Raw genomic sequence first — 20,778 nt, forward strand, 5'->3', positions numbered from 1 at the left:
CTCCACGGGCCTCCCAACTCGCTAGCCTGACGCCTTCATTGACCAGGCTGGGGGCGGGTGCGGACATGAGGGGCACACCGGGCGCGGCGCGCGCGCTGATTCTGGCCACGGTGCTCTGCGCCGCCCTCTGCGCTCTGCCGGCGACGGCGCCCGGGGCCGCCGTCCCCTGGCAGACGCCCGCTCTCCTCACCGCGCTCTATCTCGTCTGTGAACTTCCCGGCCGCTGCCCCTTCTTCGGCAGCTCCGTGCCGGTCGGTGCCGGATCGTTCTTTCCCTTGCTGCTCGCCGCCGCGTTCCTGCTCCCGCCGGCCGCCGCCGCCCTGGTCGCGGTGCCCGGCTCGCTGGCCGGACGGGTGGAGAAGCCGCCGGCGGCCGCCCGGCGGATCTGGCGGGCCGCCCAGCTCGCCGTCACCGTCTGGGCCGCCTCGTCCGTCCACGCCGCTCTCGGCGGCCCGGCCACGCTCGGGGGCGGCGAGGGTCCGGAGGCGTTGCCCTCGTTCCCGTACGCGCTGCTGCCCGCCTGCGCCGCCGCTCTCGTCTTCAGCCTCGTCCTGACCACCCTGGACGGCGCCATCCTGGTGGCCGCGGAGCGGCTGCCGTTCCGCCGCGCCCGGCGCGGGCTGCTGTCCCGTTCGCTGGGACCGCACCTGGTGCACGCGTCGGCCGGGCTGATGATGGCGGTCCTGTGGCGCAGCTCGTACGGGCCTTTGGCCGCGCTCGTCGTGCTGCTGCCGATGTACCTCTCCTGCTGGGTCTTCGCCCAGTACCACCGCGAGCACGCCGCGCACCGCGCCACCGTCCGGGCGCTCGTGCAGGCGGTCGACATCAAGGACAGGTACACCCGCGGGCACAGCGAACGGGTCGGCCTGGCCTCCGTCATGATCGCCCGCGAGCTCGGTATGGAGGCGAGCCGGATCGAAGCGCTCCGGTTCGCCGGGATCCTGCACGACATCGGCAAGCTCGGCGTCCCGACCCGGGTACTGCGCAAGGACGGGCCGCTCACCCCCGAGGAGCGCCGTGTCATCGAACTCCATCCCGAGTACGGACACGAGATCGTCCGGGGCATCGGCTTCCTGGACGAGGCGCGCGCCGCGATCCTGCACCACCACGAACGGCTCGACGGCAGCGGCTACCCCTACGGGCTCCGCGGCGGCCGTATCCCCGAGTCCGCCCGGGTCGTCGCGGTCGCCGACGCCTTCGACGCGATGACCTCGACCCGCTCCTACCGGCGCGGGCGGCCCGTCCCGGCCGCGGTGGCGGAGCTGCGGCGGTGCGCGGGCAGCCAGTTCGACCCGCGGATGGTGGGGGCGCTGGCGCGGGCCCTGGACCGGCACGGCTGGTCCGGCGAGGCGACGACCGTCACCGCCGACGAGCGGACGGTGCCGGCTCCGGTGCCGCGCCAGGGGGCGGGGCGCGACGGTCCGCAGGCCGGGCCCGGCAGGACGGCAGCCGGGCTCGACGCGCCGTCGGACCGGTCCGGATGAGCCGTCTCCACGGATTGCGGCAGCCCCCGGCCGTCCTCGCCGTGCGCGGTGCCGCCCTCGCGCTCGCCCTCGCCGGGTTCGGCCACACCCTGTGGGAGGGCGTGGCCGAACCGGGCCACGCCCTCGCCTTCTGCCTCCTCATCGCCGTCGGCGAGCCGGCCCCCCGGGGCTCGCTCCCGGGTGAACGGGAGCCCGCGCCCCTCGGGGCCGCCGGGGCGCTCGGGTACGCCCTCCTCGGACGCAGCGGCGGGGAACCCACCACGCACGGCATCCTCCAGGTGATCGTCGTCGTGGTCGTGGCGCAGCTCGTCGCCGCAGCGCACCGGCCGGCCCGCGGCCGCGGGCTCGATCTCGACCGGCCGGCCCGGCGGGTCCTGTTCGTCCTCTTCGCCGCCGTCTGTTTCCAGCCGCTCTACAACTCGGGCGAGGTCGTGCGCCGGTTCGGCGAGGGCCCGTACTTCGCCCTCTTCCTGCTCCTGCTGCTCGTGCTGACCGCCCTGTGCGACGCCGTGCTCGCCGCCCTCCTGGCCCGCTCCCGCACGCGCCATCCGTACGGTCCGCTGCTCCGCGACGAGCTGCGCGGCCTGTCCGGCATCGGCTCGGCGGTCTGCGCGACCGGTGCGGTGCTGGCGCTGGGGGTCGCCGCCGCGGGGCTGTGGGCGCTGCCCGTCGTCTGCGTACCGCTGCTGCTGACGCAGGTCTCCTTCCGGCGGTACGCGGCCGTTCGCGCGACCTACGGCCAGACCATCGCCTCGCTCGCCCGCTCCACCGAGGTCGCCGGATACACCCCGCACGGGCATGCGCGCAGGGTCGCCGGGCTGGCCACCGCCGTCGGGCGGGAGCTGGGTCTGTCGGGGGCGCAGCTGACCGTGCTGGAGTACGCGGCGCTGATGCACGACATCGGGCAGCTCTCCCTCGTCGAACCGGTGGCCGACGGGGCGACCGCCACCCTTCCCGCCGTCGAGCAACGCCGGATCGCGCTGCTCGGCGGGGCCGTGGTCCGGCAGACCGGGGTGGACCCGGAGGTCGCCGCGGTGGTGGAGCGGCAGGCCGATCCGTACCGTGAGCAGCCGTTGAGCGCCCGGATCGTCAGAACGGCCAACGCATACGACGACCTGTGCGGGGAAGGCGTCAGCGGGCCGCTCGGCGCGCTGGAGCGGCTGCGGCTCGGCACCGGCCACGACTACCAGCCGCAGGTGGTGGAAGCGCTGGCGAGAGTCCTGGCCCGCGATGGTCTGACCCCGGTCCGGGGTGGGTAACCCATGGGTAATGAGCGGGCGTCCGGCCGGGCATGGTTGGATGCGAAAGCAGAGCGGAAAAAGAGGGTGTCCAGTCGGGACAGGCGGGAATCGTGAGGATCTTCGGGAAGGTACGGCATCGGCCATCCGCATCTTGGCGGCAGGCCACGGACCGCGCGTTCACGCTGATCGGCGACGGCCGGTACGAGGACGCGGGGGCGCTGCTGACGCGCGCGGCGGACCTGGAGCCCTGGCTCTCCGAGTCCTGGTTCAATCTCGCGCTGCTGCACAAGTTCCGGCACGACTGGGAACAGGCGAGAGCGGCCGGCCTGCGGGCCGTCGCCCTGCTCGACCGGGAGTCCGGAGCCCCTGACTGGTGGAATGTCGGGATCGCGGCCACCGCGCTCCAGGACTGGCCACTGGCGCGCCGGGCCTGGCAGGCGTACGGCCTCAAGGTGCCGGGCAGCGGTCAGCACAACGCGGCGTCGAACACCGAGCCGACCGGCATGGAGCTGGGCAGCGCGGCGGTACGGCTGTCGCCGGAGGGCGAGGCCGAGGTCGTCTGGGGCCGCAGGCTCGATCCGGCCCGGATGGAAGTGCTGTCGATCCCGCTGCCGTCCTCCGGGCGGCGCTGGGGCGAGGTCGTCCTGCACGACGGGGTGCCGCACGGCGAGCGGGTCACCGCCGCCGGGCCCTCGTACCCGGTCTTCGACGAGATCGAGCTGTGGGCGCCGTCGCCCGTGCCCACCTGGGTGGTGCTGCTGGAGGCGGCCACCGAGGAGGACCGGGACGCGCTGGAGCAGCTGGCCTCGGACGCCGGGTTCGCCGCCGAGGACTGGTCGTCCTCCGTACGGCTGCTGTGCCGGGCCTGCTCGGAGAGCCGGATGGAGAGCGACGAGGGCGACGGCGAGCATCTGGACCCGCACGACCACAGCGAGCCGGGCCACCCCGGGCCGCTGGGCCATCGCACCGCCGGTGACCTGTGGGTCCCGGAGCGCGAGTGCGGTCTCGCCGCCCCCGCCGGGCTGGTGCGCGGGCTGCTGGACGGCTGGGTCGCGGACAGTCCGGACAGCCGGGAATGGCGGGATCTCGAAGAAGTCTGCTGAGCGGTGCCCGTAGGCTGTACGGGCACCGATCGTGGTGCTGATTCTCCCGAGTGTCCCGAGTTTCCCGGGGTTCCGGGTTTCCCGAGTATCAGGTTTTGCAGGAAGGCGTACGGCGGACATGTCGCAGCAGGAGACGGACGAGCAGATCAGCGTGGACGACGAAGGATTCGTCGTGGACACCGAGGACTGCGAGGCGCGCGAGGCGGCGTACCGCGAGCGGGGCACCTCTCGTCCGATCACGGTCGTGGGCAACCCGGTGCTCCACAAGGAGTGCCGGGACGTCACCGAGTTCGGCGACGAGCTGGCGCGGCTGATCGACGACATGTTCGCCAGCCAGCGGACGGCGGAGGGCGTGGGCCTGGCCGCCAACCAGATCGGTGTCGACCTCAAGGTCTTCGTCTACGACTGCCCGGACGACGACGGTGTGCGGCACGTGGGCGCCATCTGCAACCCGGTGCTGGAGGAGCTGCCGCCCGAGGCGCGGGTGCTGGACGACTCCAACGAGGGCTGCCTCTCGGTGCCGACGGCGTACGCGTCGCTGGCCCGCCCGGACTACGCGGTGGTGCGCGGCCAGGACGCCAAGGGCAACCCGGTCAAGGTGCGGGGCGACGGGTACTTCGCGCGCTGCCTCCAGCACGAGACGGACCACCTGTACGGCTACCTGTACATCGACCGGCTCTCCAAGCGTGACCGCAAGGACGCGCTGCGGCAGATGGAAGAGGGCACCCCGCGCTACGAGGTCGTCGCGAACGGCTGACGTCGCGAGCCAGTGGGGCGGGGGTCCGCGGCCGGTGACGGCGGCGGACCCCCGCCGCTTTCCCGACCGCAGGACCGCAGGACCGCAGGACCGCCGGGCGGCGCGAGCGGCGGTAGCGGCGGTAGCGGTGCGGAGACGGCGCGGCCGGGCGGCCCGACAGTCGCGCGGCCCGGCGCCCTGGATGGCTGCATGGCAGGTAACTGCCGCTTTTCCGGAGGGAGTTGACGCGCGTCGACTCCTGGGCCAGGCTCGCCTGGACATCATCCGGTGATAGGGAGTCCCCCCATGCTCAGACGCACCGCGCGCGTCCTGCTCGGCCTTGTCATGACCATTGCATTCACGGTGGGCGGGGTGTTCCTGACCGCCGGTACCGCGCAGGCCGACGGCTGTTACACCTGGTCCCGCACGCTGTCGCCCGGCGCCACCGGCAACGACGTCGTCCAGCTCCAGATCCGCGTCGCCGGCTACCCCGGGTACAACTCCGTGCTCGCCCTCGACGGTTCGTACGGCCCGGCCACCACCGCAGCGGTGAAGCGCTTCCAGGCCGCCTACGGTCTGGCCGCCGACGGTGTCGCCGGCCCGGCCACCCAGGCCAAGATCTACGAGCTCCAGGACAACGACTGCACGCCGGTCCACTTCACGTACGGCGAGCACAACACCTGCAACAGCACCTGGGCCGGTGGGGCGGTCGCCGCGGGGACGGCCAAGGCCAACGCCCTGAGCACCATGTGGAAGCTGGAGGCCCTGCGGCACGCCCTCGGTGACCAGTCCATCCGCGTCACCAGCGGATTCCGCTCCACCTCGTGCAACGCGGCCGTCGGCGGAGCCACCAACAGCCGCCATCTGTACGGTGACGCGGCCGACCTCGGCGCCGGGCCGCACTCCCTGTGCACCCTCGCCAAGCAGGCCCGCAACCACGGCTTCAACGGGATCCTCGGTCCCGGGTACCCCGGCCACGGCGACCATGTGCACGTGAACCAGGGCCCGAGCCACTTCTGGTCGGCGTCCGGCTGCGGTATCTGACCGGGCGGTGAGCGAGGGGCCCCGTGCGAGCGGGGCCCCTTCGTGTGCGCGGCGGCCGCGTGCGGGCCGGCGCGCCCCCGTATGCGGCGGCCGCGGGGAGTCAGACGGCCTCGGAGAGCGCGGCCGGACCGCGGAAGGTGCGGCGGTAGGCGTTCGGGGTCGTCCCGAGGGACCGTACGAACTGATGGCGCAGCGCCGCCGCGTTGCCGAAGCCGGTCTGTCCGGCGATCGTGTCCATGGTCTCGTCCGAGGTCTCCAGCAAGTGCTGGGCCAGCAGCACCCGCTGCCGCAGCAGCCAGCGGTACGGGGTGGTCCCGGTCTCCTGCTGGAAGCGGCGCGCGAACGTGCGCGGGGACATGTGGGACAGGCCGGCCAGCTGCTCGACGGTCATCTCCCGGTCGAGGTGGCGCTCCATCCAGGCGAGGGTGTCGCCGACCGTGTCGCACCTCGTGCGGGGCAGCGGGCGCTGGATGTACTGCGCCTGGCCGCCGTCGCGGTGCGGTGGCACCACCATGCGGCGGGCGATGGCGTTGGCGACATCGGGGCCGTGCGCCTGGCGCACCAGATGCAGACAGGCGTCGATCCCGGCGGCGGTGCCCGCCGAGGTGATGACCGGCCCCTCGTCCACGTACAGCACGTCCGGCTCCACGACGGCCTCGGGGAAGCGCCGGGCCAGCTCGTCGGCGTGCCGCCAGTGGGTGGTGCAGCGGCGGCCGTCCAGCAGGCCGGCCGCGCCGAGGACGTACGCGCCGGAGCAGACGCTCAGCACCCGTGCGCCGCGTTCCACGGCCCGGCGCAGCGCGTCCAGGACCTCCTCCGGATACTCCCGCTCCATGAAATGACTGCCCGCCGGTACGGCGATGAGGTCGGCCTCCTCCAGGCGGTCCAGGCCGTGGGGCGTGCTGATGGTGAACCCGGCGTGCGTCCGCAGCTCGGGCCCCTCCGCCGAGACCACCGCGAAATCGTGCACCGGCAGGCCCTCGTCGCTGCGGTCGAGCCCGAAGACCTCGCAGAGCACGCCGAGTTCGAAGGGGTGGACCTCGTCGAGCAGCAGGGCGGCGACATTTTTCAGCATGACGGCAGTGTGGCAGTAATTCGATGCTCTATGACAGTCCTGCCACTCCCGCAATCCGCCCGCACGGACGAGAGTAGGGGCATGAACACATTCCTGAACTACCTGGGCATTACGGTTGTTTTCGCCCTCTTCCTGCTGCCGACGTTCGTCGGGCTCGCCCGTGAGCGCCGCATCGACCGCGAGCTGAGAGAGGCGGAACGGGCACGCGAGGCCGAACCCCCGCGAACGGCAGGCGCCGCGCAGCCGGTCACGGCCACGCGGCGCCTTCACCTCGGAAGCTGGGCCAGGATCTGACCCCGGCGGACCGCTCAGAAGTCGTCGTCGAAGCCGACCGAGCCCTCCACCGCCACCTGGTAGGCGGACGGGCGGCGCTCGAAGAAGTTCGTCAGCTCCTGGACGCCCTGGAGCTCCATGAACGAGAACGGGTTCTCCGAGCCGTACAGCGGGGGGAAGCCGAGGCGGGTGAGCCGCTGGTCGGCCACGCACTCCAGGTACTGGCGCATCGACTCCGTGTTCATGCCGGGCAGGCCCTCGCCGCACAGGTCGCGGCCGAACTGAAGCTCCGCCTCGACGGCCTCCTTCAGCATGTCGGTGACCTGCTGCTGGAGCTCGTCGTCGAAGAGTTCCGGCTCCTCCTTGCGGACGGTGTCCACGACCTCGAACGCGAAGTTCATGTGCATGGTCTCGTCACGGAACACCCAGTTGGTGCCCGTGGCGAGGCCGTGCAGCAGGCCGCGCGAGCGGAACCAGTAGACGTACGCGAAGGCACCGTAGAAGAACAGCCCCTCGATGCACGCCGCGAAGCAGATCAGGTTCAGCAGGAAGCGGCGGCGGTCCGCCTTCGTCTCCAGCCGGTCGATCTTCTCGACCGAATCCATCCACCTGAAGCAGAACTGCGCCTTCTCGCGGATGGAGGGGATCTCCTCGACCGCGTCGAACGCCGCCGCCCGGTCGTCCGGGTCGGGCAGATACGTGTCGAGCAGCGTCAGATAGAACTGGACGTGCACGGCCTCCTCGAAGAGCTGCCGCGACAGATACAGCCGCGCCTCGGGGGAGTTGATGTGCTTGTACAGCGTCAGCACGAGGTTGTTGGAGACGATCGAGTCACCGGTCGCGAAGAACGCCACCAGCCGGCCGATCATGTGCTGCTCGCCGGGGGAGAGCTTGGCGAGGTCGGCGACGTCGGAGTGGAGGTCGACCTCCTCCACCGTCCAGGTGTTCTTGATCGCGTCCCGGTAGCGCTCGTAGAAGTCCGGGTAGCGCATCGGCCGCAGGGTCAGTTCGAAGCCCGGGTCGAGCAGGTTCTTGTTGTCGTTGGAGCTCATTACTGGCAGGCCTCGCAGGACTCGGGGTTTTCCAGGGAGCAGGCGACGGCGTCCGCGTCGGGAGCCTGGGCCTGCTGTACGGGAATGGGGGCGGCGGCGGACGCGGAACCGGACGCGGCACGGGCGATCCGGGTCGCCGGGCGCGAGCGCAGGTAGTACGTCGTCTTCAGCCCCTGCTTCCAGGCGTACGCGTACATCGAGGAGAGCTTGCCGATCGTCGGCGTCTCCAGGAACAGGTTCAGCGACTGGCTCTGGTCGAGGAACGGCGTACGCGCCGCCGCCATGTCGATCAGTCCGCGCTGCGGGATCTCCCACGCGGTGCGGTACAGCGCCCGCACCTCCTCGGGGATCCAGGCGAAGCCCTGCACCGAACCGCTCGCCTCGCGCAGCGCCTCGCGGGTCCGGGCGTCCCAGACGCCGAGCCGCTTCAGCTCGTCCACCAGATAGGCGTTGACCTGGAGGAACTCACCGCTGAGCGTCTCGCGCTTGAACAGGTTGGAGACCTGCGGCTCGATGCACTCGTACACCCCGGCGATCGAGGCGATCGTGGCGGTCGGCGCGATGGCCAGGAGCAGCGAGTTGCGCATCCCGGTCTTCGCGACACGGGCGCGCAGGGCCTCCCAGCGCTCCGGCCAGTTCAGCGCGGTGTCGTAGTGGTCGGGGTGCAGCACCCCGCGTGCGGTGCGGGTCTCGGCCCAGGCCGGGAGCGGGCCGGAGCGCTCGGCGAGGTCGCAGGACGCCTCGTACGCGGCGAGCATGATGCGCTCGGAGATCCGCGTCGACAGGGCCCGCGCCTCGGGGGAGTCGAAGGGCAGCCGGAGCTGGAAGAAGACGTCCTGGAGGCCCATCGCGCCCAGGCCCACCGGGCGCCAGCGGGCGTTGGAGCGCCCGGCCTGCTCGGTCGGGTAGAAGTTGATGTCGACGACCCGGTCCAGGAAGGTCACGGCGGTGCGCACGGTGGCGTCCAGCCGCTCCCAGTCGATGGACCCGTCCACGACGAACGACCCCAGGTTGACCGAGCCGAGGTTGCAGACGGCCGTCTCGCCGTCGTCGGTGACTTCGAGGATCTCGGTGCACAGGTTCGACGAGTGGACCACGCGGCCCGGCTCGGCGGTCTGGTTGGCGGTCCGGTTGGAGGCGTCCTTGAACGTCATCCAGCCCTGGCCGGTCTGCGCGAGCGTACGCATCATCCGGCCGTACAGGTCACGCGCGGGCATCGTCTTGCGGGCCAGCCCCGACGCCTCCGCCGCACGGTAGGCCGCGTCGAACTCGTCGCCCCACAGGTCCACCAGCTCGGGCACATCGGCGGGCGAGAACAGCGACCACTGCCCGTCCGTGTCGACCCGGCGCATGAACTCGTCCGGGATCCAGTGCGCCAGGTTGAGGTTGTGCGTACGCCGCTGGTCCTCACCCGTGTTGTCGCGCAGCTCCAGGAACTCCTCGATGTCCGCGTGCCAGGTCTCCAGGTAGACGGCGGCGGCGCCCTTGCGGCGGCCCCCCTGGTTGACCGCGGCGACCGAGGCGTCGAGCGTCTTCAGGAACGGCACGATGCCGTTGGAGTGCCCGTTGGTGCCCCGGATCAGCGAACCGCGGGCGCGGATACGGGAGTACGAGAGGCCGATGCCGCCCGCGTGCTTGGAGAGCCGCGCCACCTGGTGGTAGCGGTCGTAGATCGAGTCCAGCTCGTCCTTGGGCGAGTCCAGCAGATAGCAGGAGGACATCTGCGGGTGCCGGGTGCCGGAGTTGAAGAGCGTGGGGGAGGAGGGCAGGTAGTCCAGCCGGCTCATCAGGCCGTACAGCGCCGCGACCTCGTCCAGCGCGCGCACGCTCTCGTCCTCGGCCAGACCGGCCGCGACCCGCAGCATGAAGTGCTGCGGCGTCTCGATGACCTGGCGGGTGTGCGGGTGGCGCAGCAGATAGCGGCTGTGCAGCGTCCGCAGCCCGAAGTAGCCGAAGCGGTCGTCCGCGCCGTCGGCCAGCGACCGCTCGACCAGCGCGTCGAGCGCGGCGGCGTGCAGCGTCACGAAGGCGGCCGTACGGTCGGCGATCAGGCCCTCGCGGTGCCCCACGGCGACCGAGGCGGAGAACGACACCGCGCCCTGTCCGGCGGCCTCGTCGGCGATGGAACGGGTCAGCAGCCGGGCGGCGAGCCGGGAGTACGCGGGGTCCTCGGAGATCAGGCCCGCGGCCGCCTCGGTGGCCAGCGAACGCAGCTCGGCCTCGTCCGACCGGGCGTTGCGGCCGCGCAGCGCGGCGGCGGCGACCCGTCCGGGATCGGTGTCGGGCAGATCGACGGTGAGGTCGGTCAGGGTCCGCAGGAGTGCGGTCCCCGGCGCGTCGGTCGTGGCTTCCGTCGCCTCGGCGGCTACGGCGGAGGCTGAAACCGGATCGGCTGGCGCGATGGTCACTGGGCTTTCCCTCGCTCGGCTGGGGGCCGGCGGAGAGCGGGGGCAGCCGGGCAGCGCGAAGCCCGGAGCGGGGCAGCACTGCGTACGGCGTCCACCGGCCCATCCGCGAGGCCCGGACGTCTTGGCGTCCGGTTCGGTCGAGCCGGACGCGCTGTCGACAGGTCGTCGGACTTCGGGTGTGCAAAAGCACACTGAATACACCGTTGCGGGACAGTTCCGGATTCGCACCGGATTCCCCTGCGACGACAGCGAGCACGAGCATACATGTGGGGGCCGCCCGATGAGGCAGCCCCCACATCTTGTGTCGCGAGGCGTGTTGGGCCCTGACGGAGCGTCGGCCGGAGGGCCGGCGGGGGCAGGCCGGGAAGGGGCTTCCAGCCGCGCCGGGAGGGCCGTACGGGGCCGTTCGGGCCGCTCCCGAGCCGTTGGTCCGGGGGACCGGAAAGCGTGCGGGCCGCCGCGCCTCCAGGGGAGACGTGACGGCCCGCACCGTGCCGCCGCGGGGGTCAGTGACCGCCCGGCGCACCCACCGTCGCGGGCGGCAGCTTCGCCTGGACGCCCGCGTCGCCGACGTCCGCCGTGTAGTCGGCGGGGGAGGTCTCGTCGATCCCCGCCGGGGCCTTCAGCGCGTTCAGGACGAGGGTCAGGACGATCACGACGACGACGTTCAGCACGAACGCCGTCAGCCCGATGTAGCCGATCTCACCGATGCCCGGGATCTCCTTCGAGGACCCGCCGAAGTGCTTCTGCGTGGGACTGGCCACGCCGTACGCGGCGACCGTCCCGTACACCATGCCGACCGCCCAGCCCGCGATCAGCGCCCAGCGGTGGAACCACCGGGTGAACAGACCGCCGACCAGGGCCGGCATCGTCTGGAGGATCCAGATGCCGCCCAGCAGCTGGAAATTGATGGCGACCGTCTTGTCCATGGTCAGGACGAAGGCCAGCGCCCCGACCTTGACCAGCAGCGAGACCAGCTTGGAGACCTTCGTCTCCTGCGCGGGTGTCGCGTCGGGCTTCAGGAAGTCCTTGTAGATGTTGCGGGTGAAGAGGTTGGCCGCGGCGATGGACATGATCGCCGCGGGCACCAGCGCGCCGATGCCGATGGCGGCGAAGGCCACGCCCGCGAACCAGTCCGGGAACATGTTCTCGAACAGCTGCGGGATGGCCAGCTGACCGTTGTCCACCTTGACCCCGGCGGCGATGGCCATGAAGCCGAGCAGCGCCAGCAGGCCCAGCATCAGCGAGTACAGCGGCAGGATGGTGGTGTTGCGCCGGATCACCTCACGGCTGCGGCTGGAGAGCGTCGCCGTGATCGAGTGCGGGTACATGAAGAGCGCCAGCGCCGAGCCCAGGGCCAGGGTGGCGTATCCCCATTGGCCCATGTCGCCGGGGACCAGGGCGCCGCGCGGCTGGCCGGTCGCCGGGTTCTTCTGCGCGAACGCCTCGCCCGCCTTGGCGAAGATGTCGTCGAACCCGCCCAGCTTGATCGGGATGTAGATGATCGCCACCGCGATGACCAGGTAGATCAGGCCGTCCTTGACGAACGCGATCAGTGCGGGCGCGCGCAGCCCGGACGAGTAGGTGTACGCGGCGAGCACCGCGAAGGCGATGAGCAGCGGCAGGTCCTTGATGAACCAGTGCGTGGTCTCCCCGCCGCCCACGCCCATGACGTCCAGTACCGCCTGGATGCCGACGAGCTGGAGCGCGATGTACGGCATCGTGGCGAGGATGCCGGTGACGGCGACCGCCAGCGAGAGCCCCTTCGAGCCGAAACGGCCGCGGACGAAGTCCGAGGTGGTGACGTAGCCGTGCTTGTGCGACACCGACCACAGGCGCGGCAGGAAGGTGAAGATCAGCGGGTAGACGAGGATCGTGTACGGAACCGCGAAGAAGCCCGCCGCGCCCGCCGCGTAGATCGCCGCCGGGACGGCGACGAAGGTGTAGGCCGTGTAGAGGTCGCCGCCCAGCAGGAACCAGGTGACCCAGGTGCCGAAGGACCGGCCGCCCAGGCCCCATTCGTCCAGGCTCGCCTCGTTCTCGGCCCTGCGCCAGCGGGCGGCCATGAAACCGATGACCGTGACGGCCAGGAAGAAGAAGATGAAGACGCCGAGCGCGACGCCGTTCACGCCGTCCTTCATGCGGAAGCACCCCCCTTGCGGGCGCGCTGGTCACGCTGCCACAGCTTGTACGCGACCATCGTCAGCGCGGTCGAGATGAGCACCCAGAGCATTTGGTACCAGTAGAAGAACGGGATGCCGATGAACGTCGGCTCGACCTTCGCGTACGAACCCACCCAGAGCATCGCCACGAACGGCGCGACGAGGCAGAGCGCGATCACCCCTCTCATGGGGGTGACCGTGGGTGGTTTCGCCTCGGTGTCTTCTGGCATGTGGTGACTCCGTCCCCTCGCTGACCGCCGGTGGCCATGGGCAGGAGATCCGGGCGAGCCGGTCGGCCGGCGTCACCCCCTGTCCGCATTGGCGTCCGGCAACGGTGATGTATCGGAGGGAGTCACGTACGCGGGCGCGGTCCGGTTCATCCGTCACGGGGTCCGGTTCATCCGGGAGGGTGAGGTGATCCGGCTCCCGCGCGGCGGGCCCGGCTCGTGCGTGGCGGGTCCGGCTCGTGCGTGGCGGGTCCGGTCCGCGCCGGGGGCCGGACCATCCGTGGGATCCGGATCGTCCGTGGCGGGCCAGGTTCAGACCCAGCCTCGGCGTACGGCCTCCGCGCCGGCCTGGAAGCGGCTGCGCGCCTCCAGCCGGGCCGTCAGTTCCGCGTTCATCCGGCGTACGGTGCGCAGGGAGACGCCCAGGCGCCGGGCCGCGGTGGCGTCGGTGTGCCCCTTCGCCAGCAGGGACAGCAGTTCGTCCTCCTGCGGGGTGAGGCCGTGGGGGCCGCGCGGAGGGATCCGGCCGAGCGGGGTGGCGGCGGCCCAGTACTCCTCGAACAGCAGATGGGCCACGGCGACGGCACCGCGGCTGCGCAGTTCGAGCGCGCCCGCGCGGGGGTCGTCCGGATCCAGGGGGACGAGGGCCACCTCGCGGTCGACCACGACCATGATGAGGGGCAGCGCCGGAAGGGTACGGCTCTCGGCGCCGAGTTCACCGAGCCAGTTCACATAGCGCAGCGTGCCCGGGTCGTTGCGGAAGCTGTCCTGGTAGATGCTGCGCACCCGGACCCCGCGCTCCAGCGCCTGCCGGTCGAGCGGTTTGCTGGCCGCCAGGGTGTCCGGGGCCTGGGCGCCGCCGGGCAGCAGCGACAGGCATTCGGTCCGCGCCAGCTCGGCCAGCTCCGTGAGGCGTTCACGCACCTCGTCCAGCCCCTCCAGCCGCTTGATGACGTCGTAGCCGCGGGCGGCGGGCCGGTCCTGGTGCGCGGCGAGGGCGGACACGGCATCGCGCACCAGCTCCAGGCTCCGCTGCTGGCGGGCGAGTTCGGCCTCCCGGCGGGAGAGCAGGAACGGCAGGCTGGCCGCCGGGTCGAGGGCGCGGAAGACGGGCGGTTCCTCGTCCGGGCCCTGCACGCCGTCCCGGTCCAGCAGGCAGAGCTCGGCGAGACGGTCGAGGGCGTCGCGCACTTCGGTCTCCGGCCAGCCCAGGCGCAGGACGATCTCATCGAGTGTCAGTTCCGGTCTCTCCAGGACGAGGCGGTAGACGAATTCCGTCCGCGCGTCCATCCCCAGTACCTGAAACATCACGTACTCCCCCCACAGGCGTGGCTCTCGCGACCCCCCGCAGACGCCGGCGCCGACGCCGGACGTCCCGCGGATACCGGGCGTGAGCTTAGATCCACAGCCTGTGCAGGTATAGACCAAGTCCAGAGGCTGGATGCGGGCGCGACGGCGAAGCCGCGCGCCGGCGGCGCCCCGCGCGGGCCGTTCCGGGCGCGGCGGACACCGTTCCGCCGCTGGCCTGAAGGTGCCTGGCCGCTCCCTGCCAGCGCGGCATCGCCGCAGGTGCGTGCCGGTGCCCCGGCGTACGCCCGCTGGCAGCGGGCTGCCCCGCAACTCCCTGCCAGGCCGAAAACATGGCCCTCGCGGCGGCCGGGGCGACATGCTCGGCGCCGTCCCCGACATTCACGTGCTGTTATCGAGAAGGAGCCCCCTCATGCGTGCGTTCCGCGCCATGACGCTTCGCCTGTCCGTCGCCTGCGCCGCGGTGACCGTGTCCGCGATCGCGCTCACCTCCGGGCGGCTGAACGGCTTCTCCTGGGGGTGACGCCCGGAACCCGCCCCCTCCATGTACCTCGTGACCGCCCTGCTGGTCCGCGCCGGGCCCGAGGGGCCTGACCGCCGGGCGGCCGCCGAGCTGGCCGACCGGCTGCGGTCGTACCGCTCCGGGGCACCGCCGCGGGACGGCGGCCCGGCCCACCTCTACGCCACCGCGCGGTCCCTCCGGGCGGTGGCCGCCACGCTCTTCATGGAGTGCCCCGACGCGCTCCACGCCGAACTGGCGGCGCTGGACTTCCTCCTGGGCGTCCTGACCGCCGGGCCGGGGACGGGGGGCTGGCACCTGGTCGCCCTCGGCCGCCCGGACCCGCACCGATTCCCCGACCGGAAAGGACAAGGACCGACATGTCACGGGACCAGCCCACCGTGTCCGTGATCATCCCCAACTACAACTACGAGAAGACCCTGCGCGCCTGCCTGGAATCGGTCTACGCCCAGACCCTGAGCCCGCTCGACGTGGTGGTCGTGGACGACGCCAGCACCGACAACTCACGGGACATCGCCCGGGAGTTCCCCTGCGTCCTGGTGGCCAGCCCGCACAACGGCGGGGTCTCCGCGGCCAGGAACCTGGGTGTCGCCGCGAGCCGCGGGGAGATCCTCTTCTTCCTCGACTCCGACATCGCGCTCGCCCCCGACGCGATCGAGAACGCCGTCACGCTGCTGACCGGCGACCCCGAAACCGGCTGTGTGCACGGCATCCTGGACGCCGAACCGCTCTTCGACGACGGCCCGGTGGAGACCTACCACGTCCTGCACGCGCACTTCTGGCGCCGGCGCAGCGTCGGCGTCGTGGGCACCGCGTTCTTCGCGCTGGCCGCGATCGAGCGCCGGGTCTTCGAACTGACCGGCCCCTTCGACGAGAATCTGCGCGACTCCGAGGACGTGGAGTACAGCGACCGGCTCGCCGCCACCCACCGCATCCGGCTCACGGAGACCGTCGTCGGCCGCCACGACGACGTGGACCGGCTGCTGCCGCTGCTCGCCGAGCAGTACCGCCGCTCCCAACTGCTCATCCCGGTGGCTGCGGTGGAGCGCCGGCGCGGCGGCGGGCTGCGGGCCAACCGCACCTCGGGAGTGCTGGCCGCCGGGCTCGTACCGGCCACGCTCCCGCTGGCGCTGTTCACTCCCTGGCTGCTGCTGGTGCCCCTCGTCTGTGCCGTCGGCTTCGCCGTCGCCGATCCCGGGCTCTCCCGCTTCGTGGCCCGGCGCAAGGGACCGGCGTTCCTCCTCTGGTTCACCGCCGTCCACTTCACCGTGCATCTGGCGCTGGTGCTCGGCGCCGTGCACGGCGGTGTCCGCTGGCTGGTGGACCCCCGCTTCGGGCCCTCCGTACGGCGACGGCGGCGTGAGCGCTCCGAGGCGGCGGTCGCCCCGTGACCGCCTCCCGGCGCACCCGCCTCCTGCGCCTCACCGGTGCCGTCGCCCTCATCGCCGCCGCCTCCTTCGCCGTCGGCGGCTCGCTGCGCGGGGCGGGTGCGGAGGTGGCGGAGGCGTCCGGCAGGCCCGGCGGTGTGGTCCTGCTCCTGGCCGCGCTGCTGGCCAACGCGGCGGGCCTGGTGCTGTCGATGCTGTCGTGGAAGGTGCTCGTCGTGGACGGCGGCCCGGCCGTACGGACGACGGACGCCGCCCGGATCTTCTTCATCGGCGTCATCAGCAAATTCGTACCGGGACGGATCTGGGGCGTCCTCGCCCACATCCAGCTCGGCAAGGGCATCGGGATCGCGCCGGACCGGATGATCGCCGCCTTCGGGCTCGGCCTCGTGGTCGGGATGACCACCGGCGCCACGGCCGGACTGCTCGTGGCCCCGGCCGCGCTCGGCGTCCGGGCATGGATCTTCGCCCCCCTCGTCCTGCTGGCGGCGGCGGCCATCGCCCGGCCGGGCTGGGTCAACCGGTCGGTGGCCCTGGTCATGCGGATCGCCCGGCGCCCGGCCGGTGCCGCCGAGGGCTCGCCCCGGGCGATCCGCCGCTCCATCGGCTGGGCCTTCGCCTCCTGGGCGGTCTCCGGCCTGCACCTGTGGGCGCTCGCCGTGCTCTTCGGCGCCCCCGTCCTGAGCTCCCTGGCGGTCTGCGTCGGCGGCTTCGCCCTCGCCACGGTCGCCGGAAGCCTCGCCTTCGTCCTGCCGGACGGCTGGGGAGCCCGCGAACTCGTCCTGCTCGCACCACTGGCCGCGGTCATGTCACCGGCCGCCGCCACGGCCACGGTCATCGCCAGCCGGCTCGTCTGCGTGCTCAGCGAGGTGGCCGCCACCGGCGCGGCCCTGCTCCTGGCCCGCCTCGCGGGCCCGGCCCCGACCGTCCCGGCCCCGACGCCCGAGACCTCCACCGGCCCGGCCGCCATCACCGTCGCCCCGGCCGCCCCGGCCGCCCCGGCCGCCCCGGCCGCACCGACGACCCCGGCCGCACCGGCCCCGACGCCCGAGGCTTCCGCCGCTCCCGCTCCCGCTCCCGCCCCCACCGCCATTCCCCGACCCGCGCTCCAGAAAGGAGCACCGTGACCTCCGACGCACAGCCCCTGCTCACCGTCGACGACTGCGACGACATGCCGCTGCGCCAGGTGCACGACCTGTACCGCTCCCATGTCAACAAGAGCCAGGTGTCCCTGATGACCTCCTTCGGCTTCGGCCGGGAACTCGTCAGCCACGCCGAGGGCTCCTGGATCCACACCCGTGACGGCCGCCGCATCCTCGACTTCACCGGCGGCGTCGGCGTGCTCAACCACGGGCACAACCACCCGCGCATCCTGGCCGTACGCCAACGCTTCCAGGAGCAGCGCCGGATGGAGGTCCACAAGACCTACTTCTCGCCGTACGTCGCCGCGCTCGGCCACAACCTCGCCCAGCTCCTGCCCGGCGACCTGAACATGTCGTTCTTCCCCAACTCCGGCGCCGAGGCCGTCGAGGGCGCGGTGAAACTCGCGTACAAGTACCACGGCGGACGCAGAGCGCAGATTCTGCACGCCGACATCAGCTTCCACGGCAAGCTGCTCGGGTCGGGAAGCCTCACCGGCAGCGCCCAGAGCACCTTCACCTTTCCCGGCATACCCGGCGTCTCCACCTTCGGCTACGGCGACCTGGACTCCGTGCGCGAGGCGGTCGCCGCCGCCCGTGACGCCAAGGGCCGCTGCGATGTGTACGCGATCCTGATCGAGCCCTTCTCCGCCTCCACCATGACCTGGTGCTCGGAGGAGTTCCTGCGCGGGCTGCGGGAGTTGTGCACCGCGGAGAACATCGTCCTGATCTTCGACGAGATCTACACCGGCTGGGGCAAGACCGGCAGCCTCTTCCACTTCATGCGCTATCCCGGACTGATCCCGGACGTCGTGACGACCTCGAAGTCCTTCGGCGGCGGCAAGTCCTCCATCTCCGCCTTCGTGGCCAGGGAACCCGTCTTCAGGAAGGCGTACGACCATCTCGGCGACGCCATGCTCCAGTCGACCAGCACCACCTACTACGGCTTCGGCGAGGAGACCGCCACCGCCGTCGAGGCGGTCAACATCGCCGTCGAGGACGACTACCCCGCCCGCGCCCGCGCCATCGAACGGGTCCTCGCCCCCGGTCTCGAACGGCTGCACAAGCAGTACCCGGACATCATCGCGGACGTGCGCGGAGCCGGCGCGCTGTATGGAGTCTTCCTCGACGGCGGCCCGAAGGTCCTCGACCTGGCGGCCAAACTGGCCCCGGGCGGCCTCGCCCGCGACCCGCTGCTCCGCACCAAGGTCATCACCTGCGCCGTGATCAACGCGATGTACCACGACCACGACGTCTACATGTACTACACGCTCAACGGCAGGAGCCCGCTGGTGGTCGCCCCCTGCCTGGTCGCGGGCCCCGACGAGGTGGAGCTCTTCCTCGACGCCTTCGACAGGACCCTCGCCAAGGGCATGAACCGGCTGCTCGCCGCCTTCTTCAAGGACAAGGCGGTGTCCCGATGGGCCTGAACGTCCTGGTGACCGGCGCGGCCGGCATGCTCGGCTCCCACCTCGTCGCCCGGCTGGCCGCCGACGGGCACCGGGTCACCGGCCTCGACGTCCGGGACGACCCGGCCCCGCCGCCCGGCTCCCGCCACGTGGTGGCCGACATCCGCGACGGCGCGGCGATCGGGCGCGCCCTGGACGGCGCGGACGCCCTCGTGCACTGCGCGGCGGCGCTCCCCAGCTACCCCGCCGACCAGATCCGCTCGGTGACGGTCGAGGGCACCCGTACCGTCCTGGGCGCCGCCCACCGCGCCGGTGTGGCGCGCGTCGTGCACATCTCCTCCACCGCCGTCTACGGGCTGCCCAAGCAGGTGCCCACCCCCGAGGAACACCCGCGCGAGCCCGTCGACCCGTACAGCAGGGCGAAGGCAGAAGCGGAGGAGATCTGCGAGGAGTTCCGGAGCCGGGGCATGTGCGTCTCGGTGCTGCGGCCCAAGACGTTCCTCGGACCCGGCCGGATGGGCCTGTTCTCCATGCTCTTCGAATGGGCCGAGGAACGCCGCAACTTCCCCGTCCTGGGCCGCGGCGACGTACGCATCCAGATGTTCGGCATGGACGACCTCGTCGACGCGGTGATGCTCGCGCTCCACGCCGACCAGGAGACCGCCAACGACGTCTACAACCTGGGCGCGGCGCGCTTCGGCACCCTGCGGGAGGACTTCCAGGCGGTGCTCGACGCCGCGGGACACGGCAAACGGGTCGTCCCGCTGCCGGCCGCCCCCGCGCTCGCGGCCCTGCGGACGCTGGAACGCGCACGGCTCTCCCCGGTGTACGGACGCCTGCTGTTCAAGCTCCTCGACGACTCGTACGTCGACATCAGCCGTGCGCGGGAACGCCTCGGCTTCAGCCCCGCGCAGTCGAACCAGGACGCCATCCTGCGGACGTACGAGTGGTGGCGCACCCAGCGGCGGGGCAGCGGACCGGCCCCCGGCGCCGGCCGGACCAGCCGCGACCCGTGGCGCCAGGGCGCGCTCGGTCTCGCCAAGGTCTTCTTCTGAAACCCCCTGGAGCCTTGCCGTGGACATCACCCAGTCCTCACCCGCGCCCGCGCGGGTGACGGCAGCCCCACCCGGACCACCGGACCTCTCCACCGCCCCGACCACCTCACCCGTCCCCACGATTCCCCTCGCTCCGACCACCTCACCCGCCCCTACGATTCCTCTCGCCCCGACCACCTCACCCGCTCCTACGAATCCCCCTGCCCCCACCACCTCACCCGTCCCCACGACTTCACCTGTCCCACGCCGTCGGCCCGCCCGGGATCTGCTCACCCTGCTGCGCCCCGGCCAGTGGGTGAAGAACCTCGTCGTGGTGCCGCTGGCCCTGCTGGACACCCGCCCCCTGAACCCCGCCGGATTCGCGCACATCGCCTGGGCCGTGCTCGGGTTCACGCTCGCCTCCGGCCTCGTCTACGTCGTCAACGACCTCGCCGACCGGGCACGCGACCGGCTGCACCCGGTCAAGCGGCACCGCCCGCTCGCCTCCGGTCGGGTCGGCACCGGAGCCGCCGTCACCCTGATCTGCCTCCTCGTCCTGTCGCTCCTCGGCTGGGCGGCGGCGGGTGCCCCGTGGCAGTGGTGGCCCACCGCCCTCTATCTGCTGGTCAGCCTCGCCTACACCCAGGGCCTCAAGCACGTGCCGCTGGTGGACGCGTTCATCGTGGCGACGGGCTTCGTCCTGCGGCTCGCCCAGGGCTCCTTGGCCGTGGGGCAGCCGGTCTCCGAGTGGCTCGCGCTGTGCGTGTTCTCGCTCTGTCTGATGCTGGCGCTCGGCAAACGACGGCACGAGATGACAGCGGCGGGCCGTGCCCACCGCCCCGCCCTGCGCGGCTACACGCTCGCCTTCCTCGACCACCTCGTCGTGCTCGTCGCCGTACTGACCGCCGTCTCGTACGTGCTCTATGTGCGCGACGACGCGGTCTTCGCCACCGGGGCCCAACTGGTCACTCTGCTCTCCGCGCCCTTCGCGGTCTTCGGACTCGCCCGCTATCTCCAGGTGCTCCTGGTCGAGGACGGCGGCGGCAATCCGGTCCACGCGCTGTTCCGCGACCGGACCATGCTCGTCAACTCCGGCCTGTGGGCGCTGCTCGTCGCCGTCGCGCTGTTCCTCTCCCACCGTTCCGCCTGACCCCTCCGACCGCCCGAAGGTGCGGCCC

At 72.0% G+C, this 20,778-nt stretch carries 18 protein-coding genes and 1 riboswitch; of the genes, 12 read left to right on the forward strand and 6 right to left on the reverse strand.

What is annotated here, in order from left to right; all coding sequences use genetic code 11:
• Window positions 1-65: 65 nt before the first annotated feature.
• The 5 genes from OG251_RS26945 to OG251_RS26965 all read left to right on the forward strand — a co-directional run bounded on the left by OG251_RS26945 (window position 66) and on the right by OG251_RS26965 (window position 5,608).
• Window positions 66-1,484, forward strand: coding sequence for an HD-GYP domain-containing protein (locus OG251_RS26945; RefSeq protein ID WP_326679545.1), 1,419 nt, complete (start codon window positions 66-68; stop codon window positions 1,482-1,484).
• A complete protein-coding gene (locus tag OG251_RS26950; RefSeq protein ID WP_326679546.1) occupies window positions 1,481-2,743 on the forward strand; it encodes an HD-GYP domain-containing protein in 1,263 nt (420 codons plus the stop codon). Before OG251_RS26945 ends, OG251_RS26950 begins: the two co-directional genes overlap by 4 nt.
• A 92-nt stretch (window positions 2,744-2,835) precedes the next feature.
• Window positions 2,836-3,828 (forward strand): tetratricopeptide repeat protein, encoded by a 993-nt coding sequence (locus OG251_RS26955; RefSeq protein WP_073717931.1) that lies wholly within the window; start codon window positions 2,836-2,838, stop codon window positions 3,826-3,828.
• A 118-nt stretch (window positions 3,829-3,946) separates the two neighbouring features.
• Window positions 3,947-4,585, forward strand: coding sequence for a peptide deformylase (gene def / locus OG251_RS26960; RefSeq protein ID WP_326679547.1), 639 nt, complete (start codon window positions 3,947-3,949; stop codon window positions 4,583-4,585).
• Between the two features lie 285 nt (window positions 4,586-4,870).
• A complete protein-coding gene (locus OG251_RS26965) occupies window positions 4,871-5,608 on the forward strand; it encodes a D-Ala-D-Ala carboxypeptidase family metallohydrolase (RefSeq protein ID WP_326679548.1) in 738 nt (245 codons plus the stop codon).
• 100 nt (window positions 5,609-5,708) lie between these two features.
• Here the strand turns inward: OG251_RS26965 and OG251_RS26970 are convergent, their stop codons facing one another.
• On the reverse strand, window positions 5,709-6,683 hold the full coding sequence (locus tag OG251_RS26970; protein ID WP_326679549.1) for a GlxA family transcriptional regulator: 975 nt from the start codon (window positions 6,681-6,683) through the stop codon (window positions 5,709-5,711).
• Window positions 6,684-6,764: 81 nt separating this feature from the next.
• Between OG251_RS26970 and OG251_RS26975 the strand changes: the two genes are divergently transcribed.
• Window positions 6,765-6,977 carry a hypothetical protein gene (locus OG251_RS26975; RefSeq protein ID WP_326679550.1) on the forward strand — a complete coding sequence of 71 codons (213 nt, stop codon included), beginning with the start codon at window positions 6,765-6,767 and terminating at the stop codon, window positions 6,975-6,977.
• Between the two features lie 14 nt (window positions 6,978-6,991).
• Here OG251_RS26975 and OG251_RS26980 read toward each other — a convergent pair whose 3' ends face one another.
• From OG251_RS26980 to OG251_RS27000, 5 genes are all read right to left on the reverse strand, one after another.
• Window positions 6,992-8,008 (reverse strand): ribonucleotide-diphosphate reductase subunit beta, encoded by a 1,017-nt coding sequence (locus tag OG251_RS26980; protein ID WP_326679551.1) that lies wholly within the window; start codon window positions 8,006-8,008, stop codon window positions 6,992-6,994.
• Window positions 8,008-10,416, reverse strand: a complete 2,409-nt coding sequence (locus tag OG251_RS26985) for a ribonucleoside-diphosphate reductase subunit alpha (RefSeq protein WP_326679552.1) — start codon at window positions 10,414-10,416, stop codon at window positions 8,008-8,010. Before OG251_RS26985 ends, OG251_RS26980 begins: the two co-directional genes overlap by 1 nt.
• A gap of 139 nt (window positions 10,417-10,555) precedes the next feature.
• Window positions 10,556-10,678: riboswitch (cobalamin riboswitch) on the reverse strand.
• Between the two features lie 244 nt (window positions 10,679-10,922).
• Complete coding sequence (gene mctP / locus OG251_RS26990) at window positions 10,923-12,557, reverse strand: monocarboxylate uptake permease MctP (protein ID WP_326679553.1); 1,635 nt, start codon at window positions 12,555-12,557, stop codon at window positions 10,923-10,925.
• Window positions 12,554-12,808: a DUF3311 domain-containing protein gene (locus tag OG251_RS26995; protein ID WP_326679554.1), complete on the reverse strand. Its 255-nt coding sequence runs from the start codon at window positions 12,806-12,808 to the stop codon at window positions 12,554-12,556. Before OG251_RS26995 ends, mctP begins: the two co-directional genes overlap by 4 nt.
• A gap of 309 nt (window positions 12,809-13,117) precedes the next feature.
• Entirely contained in the window at window positions 13,118-14,113 is a 996-nt protein-coding gene (locus tag OG251_RS27000) for a helix-turn-helix transcriptional regulator (RefSeq protein ID WP_326679555.1), read from the reverse strand.
• A 544-nt stretch (window positions 14,114-14,657) separates the two neighbouring features.
• Here OG251_RS27000 and OG251_RS27005 point away from each other — a divergent pair.
• From OG251_RS27005 to OG251_RS27030, 6 genes are read left to right on the forward strand one after another with little or no spacing between them, the layout of a single operon-like run.
• A complete protein-coding gene (locus OG251_RS27005; protein ID WP_326679556.1) occupies window positions 14,658-15,023 on the forward strand; it encodes a hypothetical protein in 366 nt (121 codons plus the stop codon).
• A complete protein-coding gene (locus tag OG251_RS27010; RefSeq protein ID WP_326679557.1) occupies window positions 14,993-16,024 on the forward strand; it encodes a glycosyltransferase family 2 protein in 1,032 nt (343 codons plus the stop codon). The genes OG251_RS27005 and OG251_RS27010 overlap by 31 nt, the downstream gene beginning before the upstream one ends.
• Entirely contained in the window at window positions 16,021-17,145 is a 1,125-nt protein-coding gene (locus tag OG251_RS27015) for a lysylphosphatidylglycerol synthase domain-containing protein (protein WP_326679558.1), read from the forward strand. Before OG251_RS27010 ends, OG251_RS27015 begins: the two co-directional genes overlap by 4 nt.
• Entirely contained in the window at window positions 17,142-18,587 is a 1,446-nt protein-coding gene (locus OG251_RS27020; protein ID WP_326679559.1) for an aspartate aminotransferase family protein, read from the forward strand. Before OG251_RS27015 ends, OG251_RS27020 begins: the two co-directional genes overlap by 4 nt.
• On the forward strand, window positions 18,578-19,621 hold the full coding sequence (locus OG251_RS27025; protein WP_326679560.1) for an NAD-dependent epimerase/dehydratase family protein: 1,044 nt from the start codon (window positions 18,578-18,580) through the stop codon (window positions 19,619-19,621). Before OG251_RS27020 ends, OG251_RS27025 begins: the two co-directional genes overlap by 10 nt.
• Before the next feature lie 19 nt (window positions 19,622-19,640).
• Window positions 19,641-20,750: a UbiA prenyltransferase family protein gene (locus OG251_RS27030; RefSeq protein WP_326679561.1), complete on the forward strand. Its 1,110-nt coding sequence runs from the start codon at window positions 19,641-19,643 to the stop codon at window positions 20,748-20,750.
• The last annotated feature ends 28 nt before the right edge of the window (window positions 20,751-20,778 follow it).

This window comes from Streptomyces sp. NBC_01237, from assembly GCF_035917275.1.
Lineage (GTDB): Bacteria > Actinomycetota > Actinomycetes > Streptomycetales > Streptomycetaceae > Streptomyces.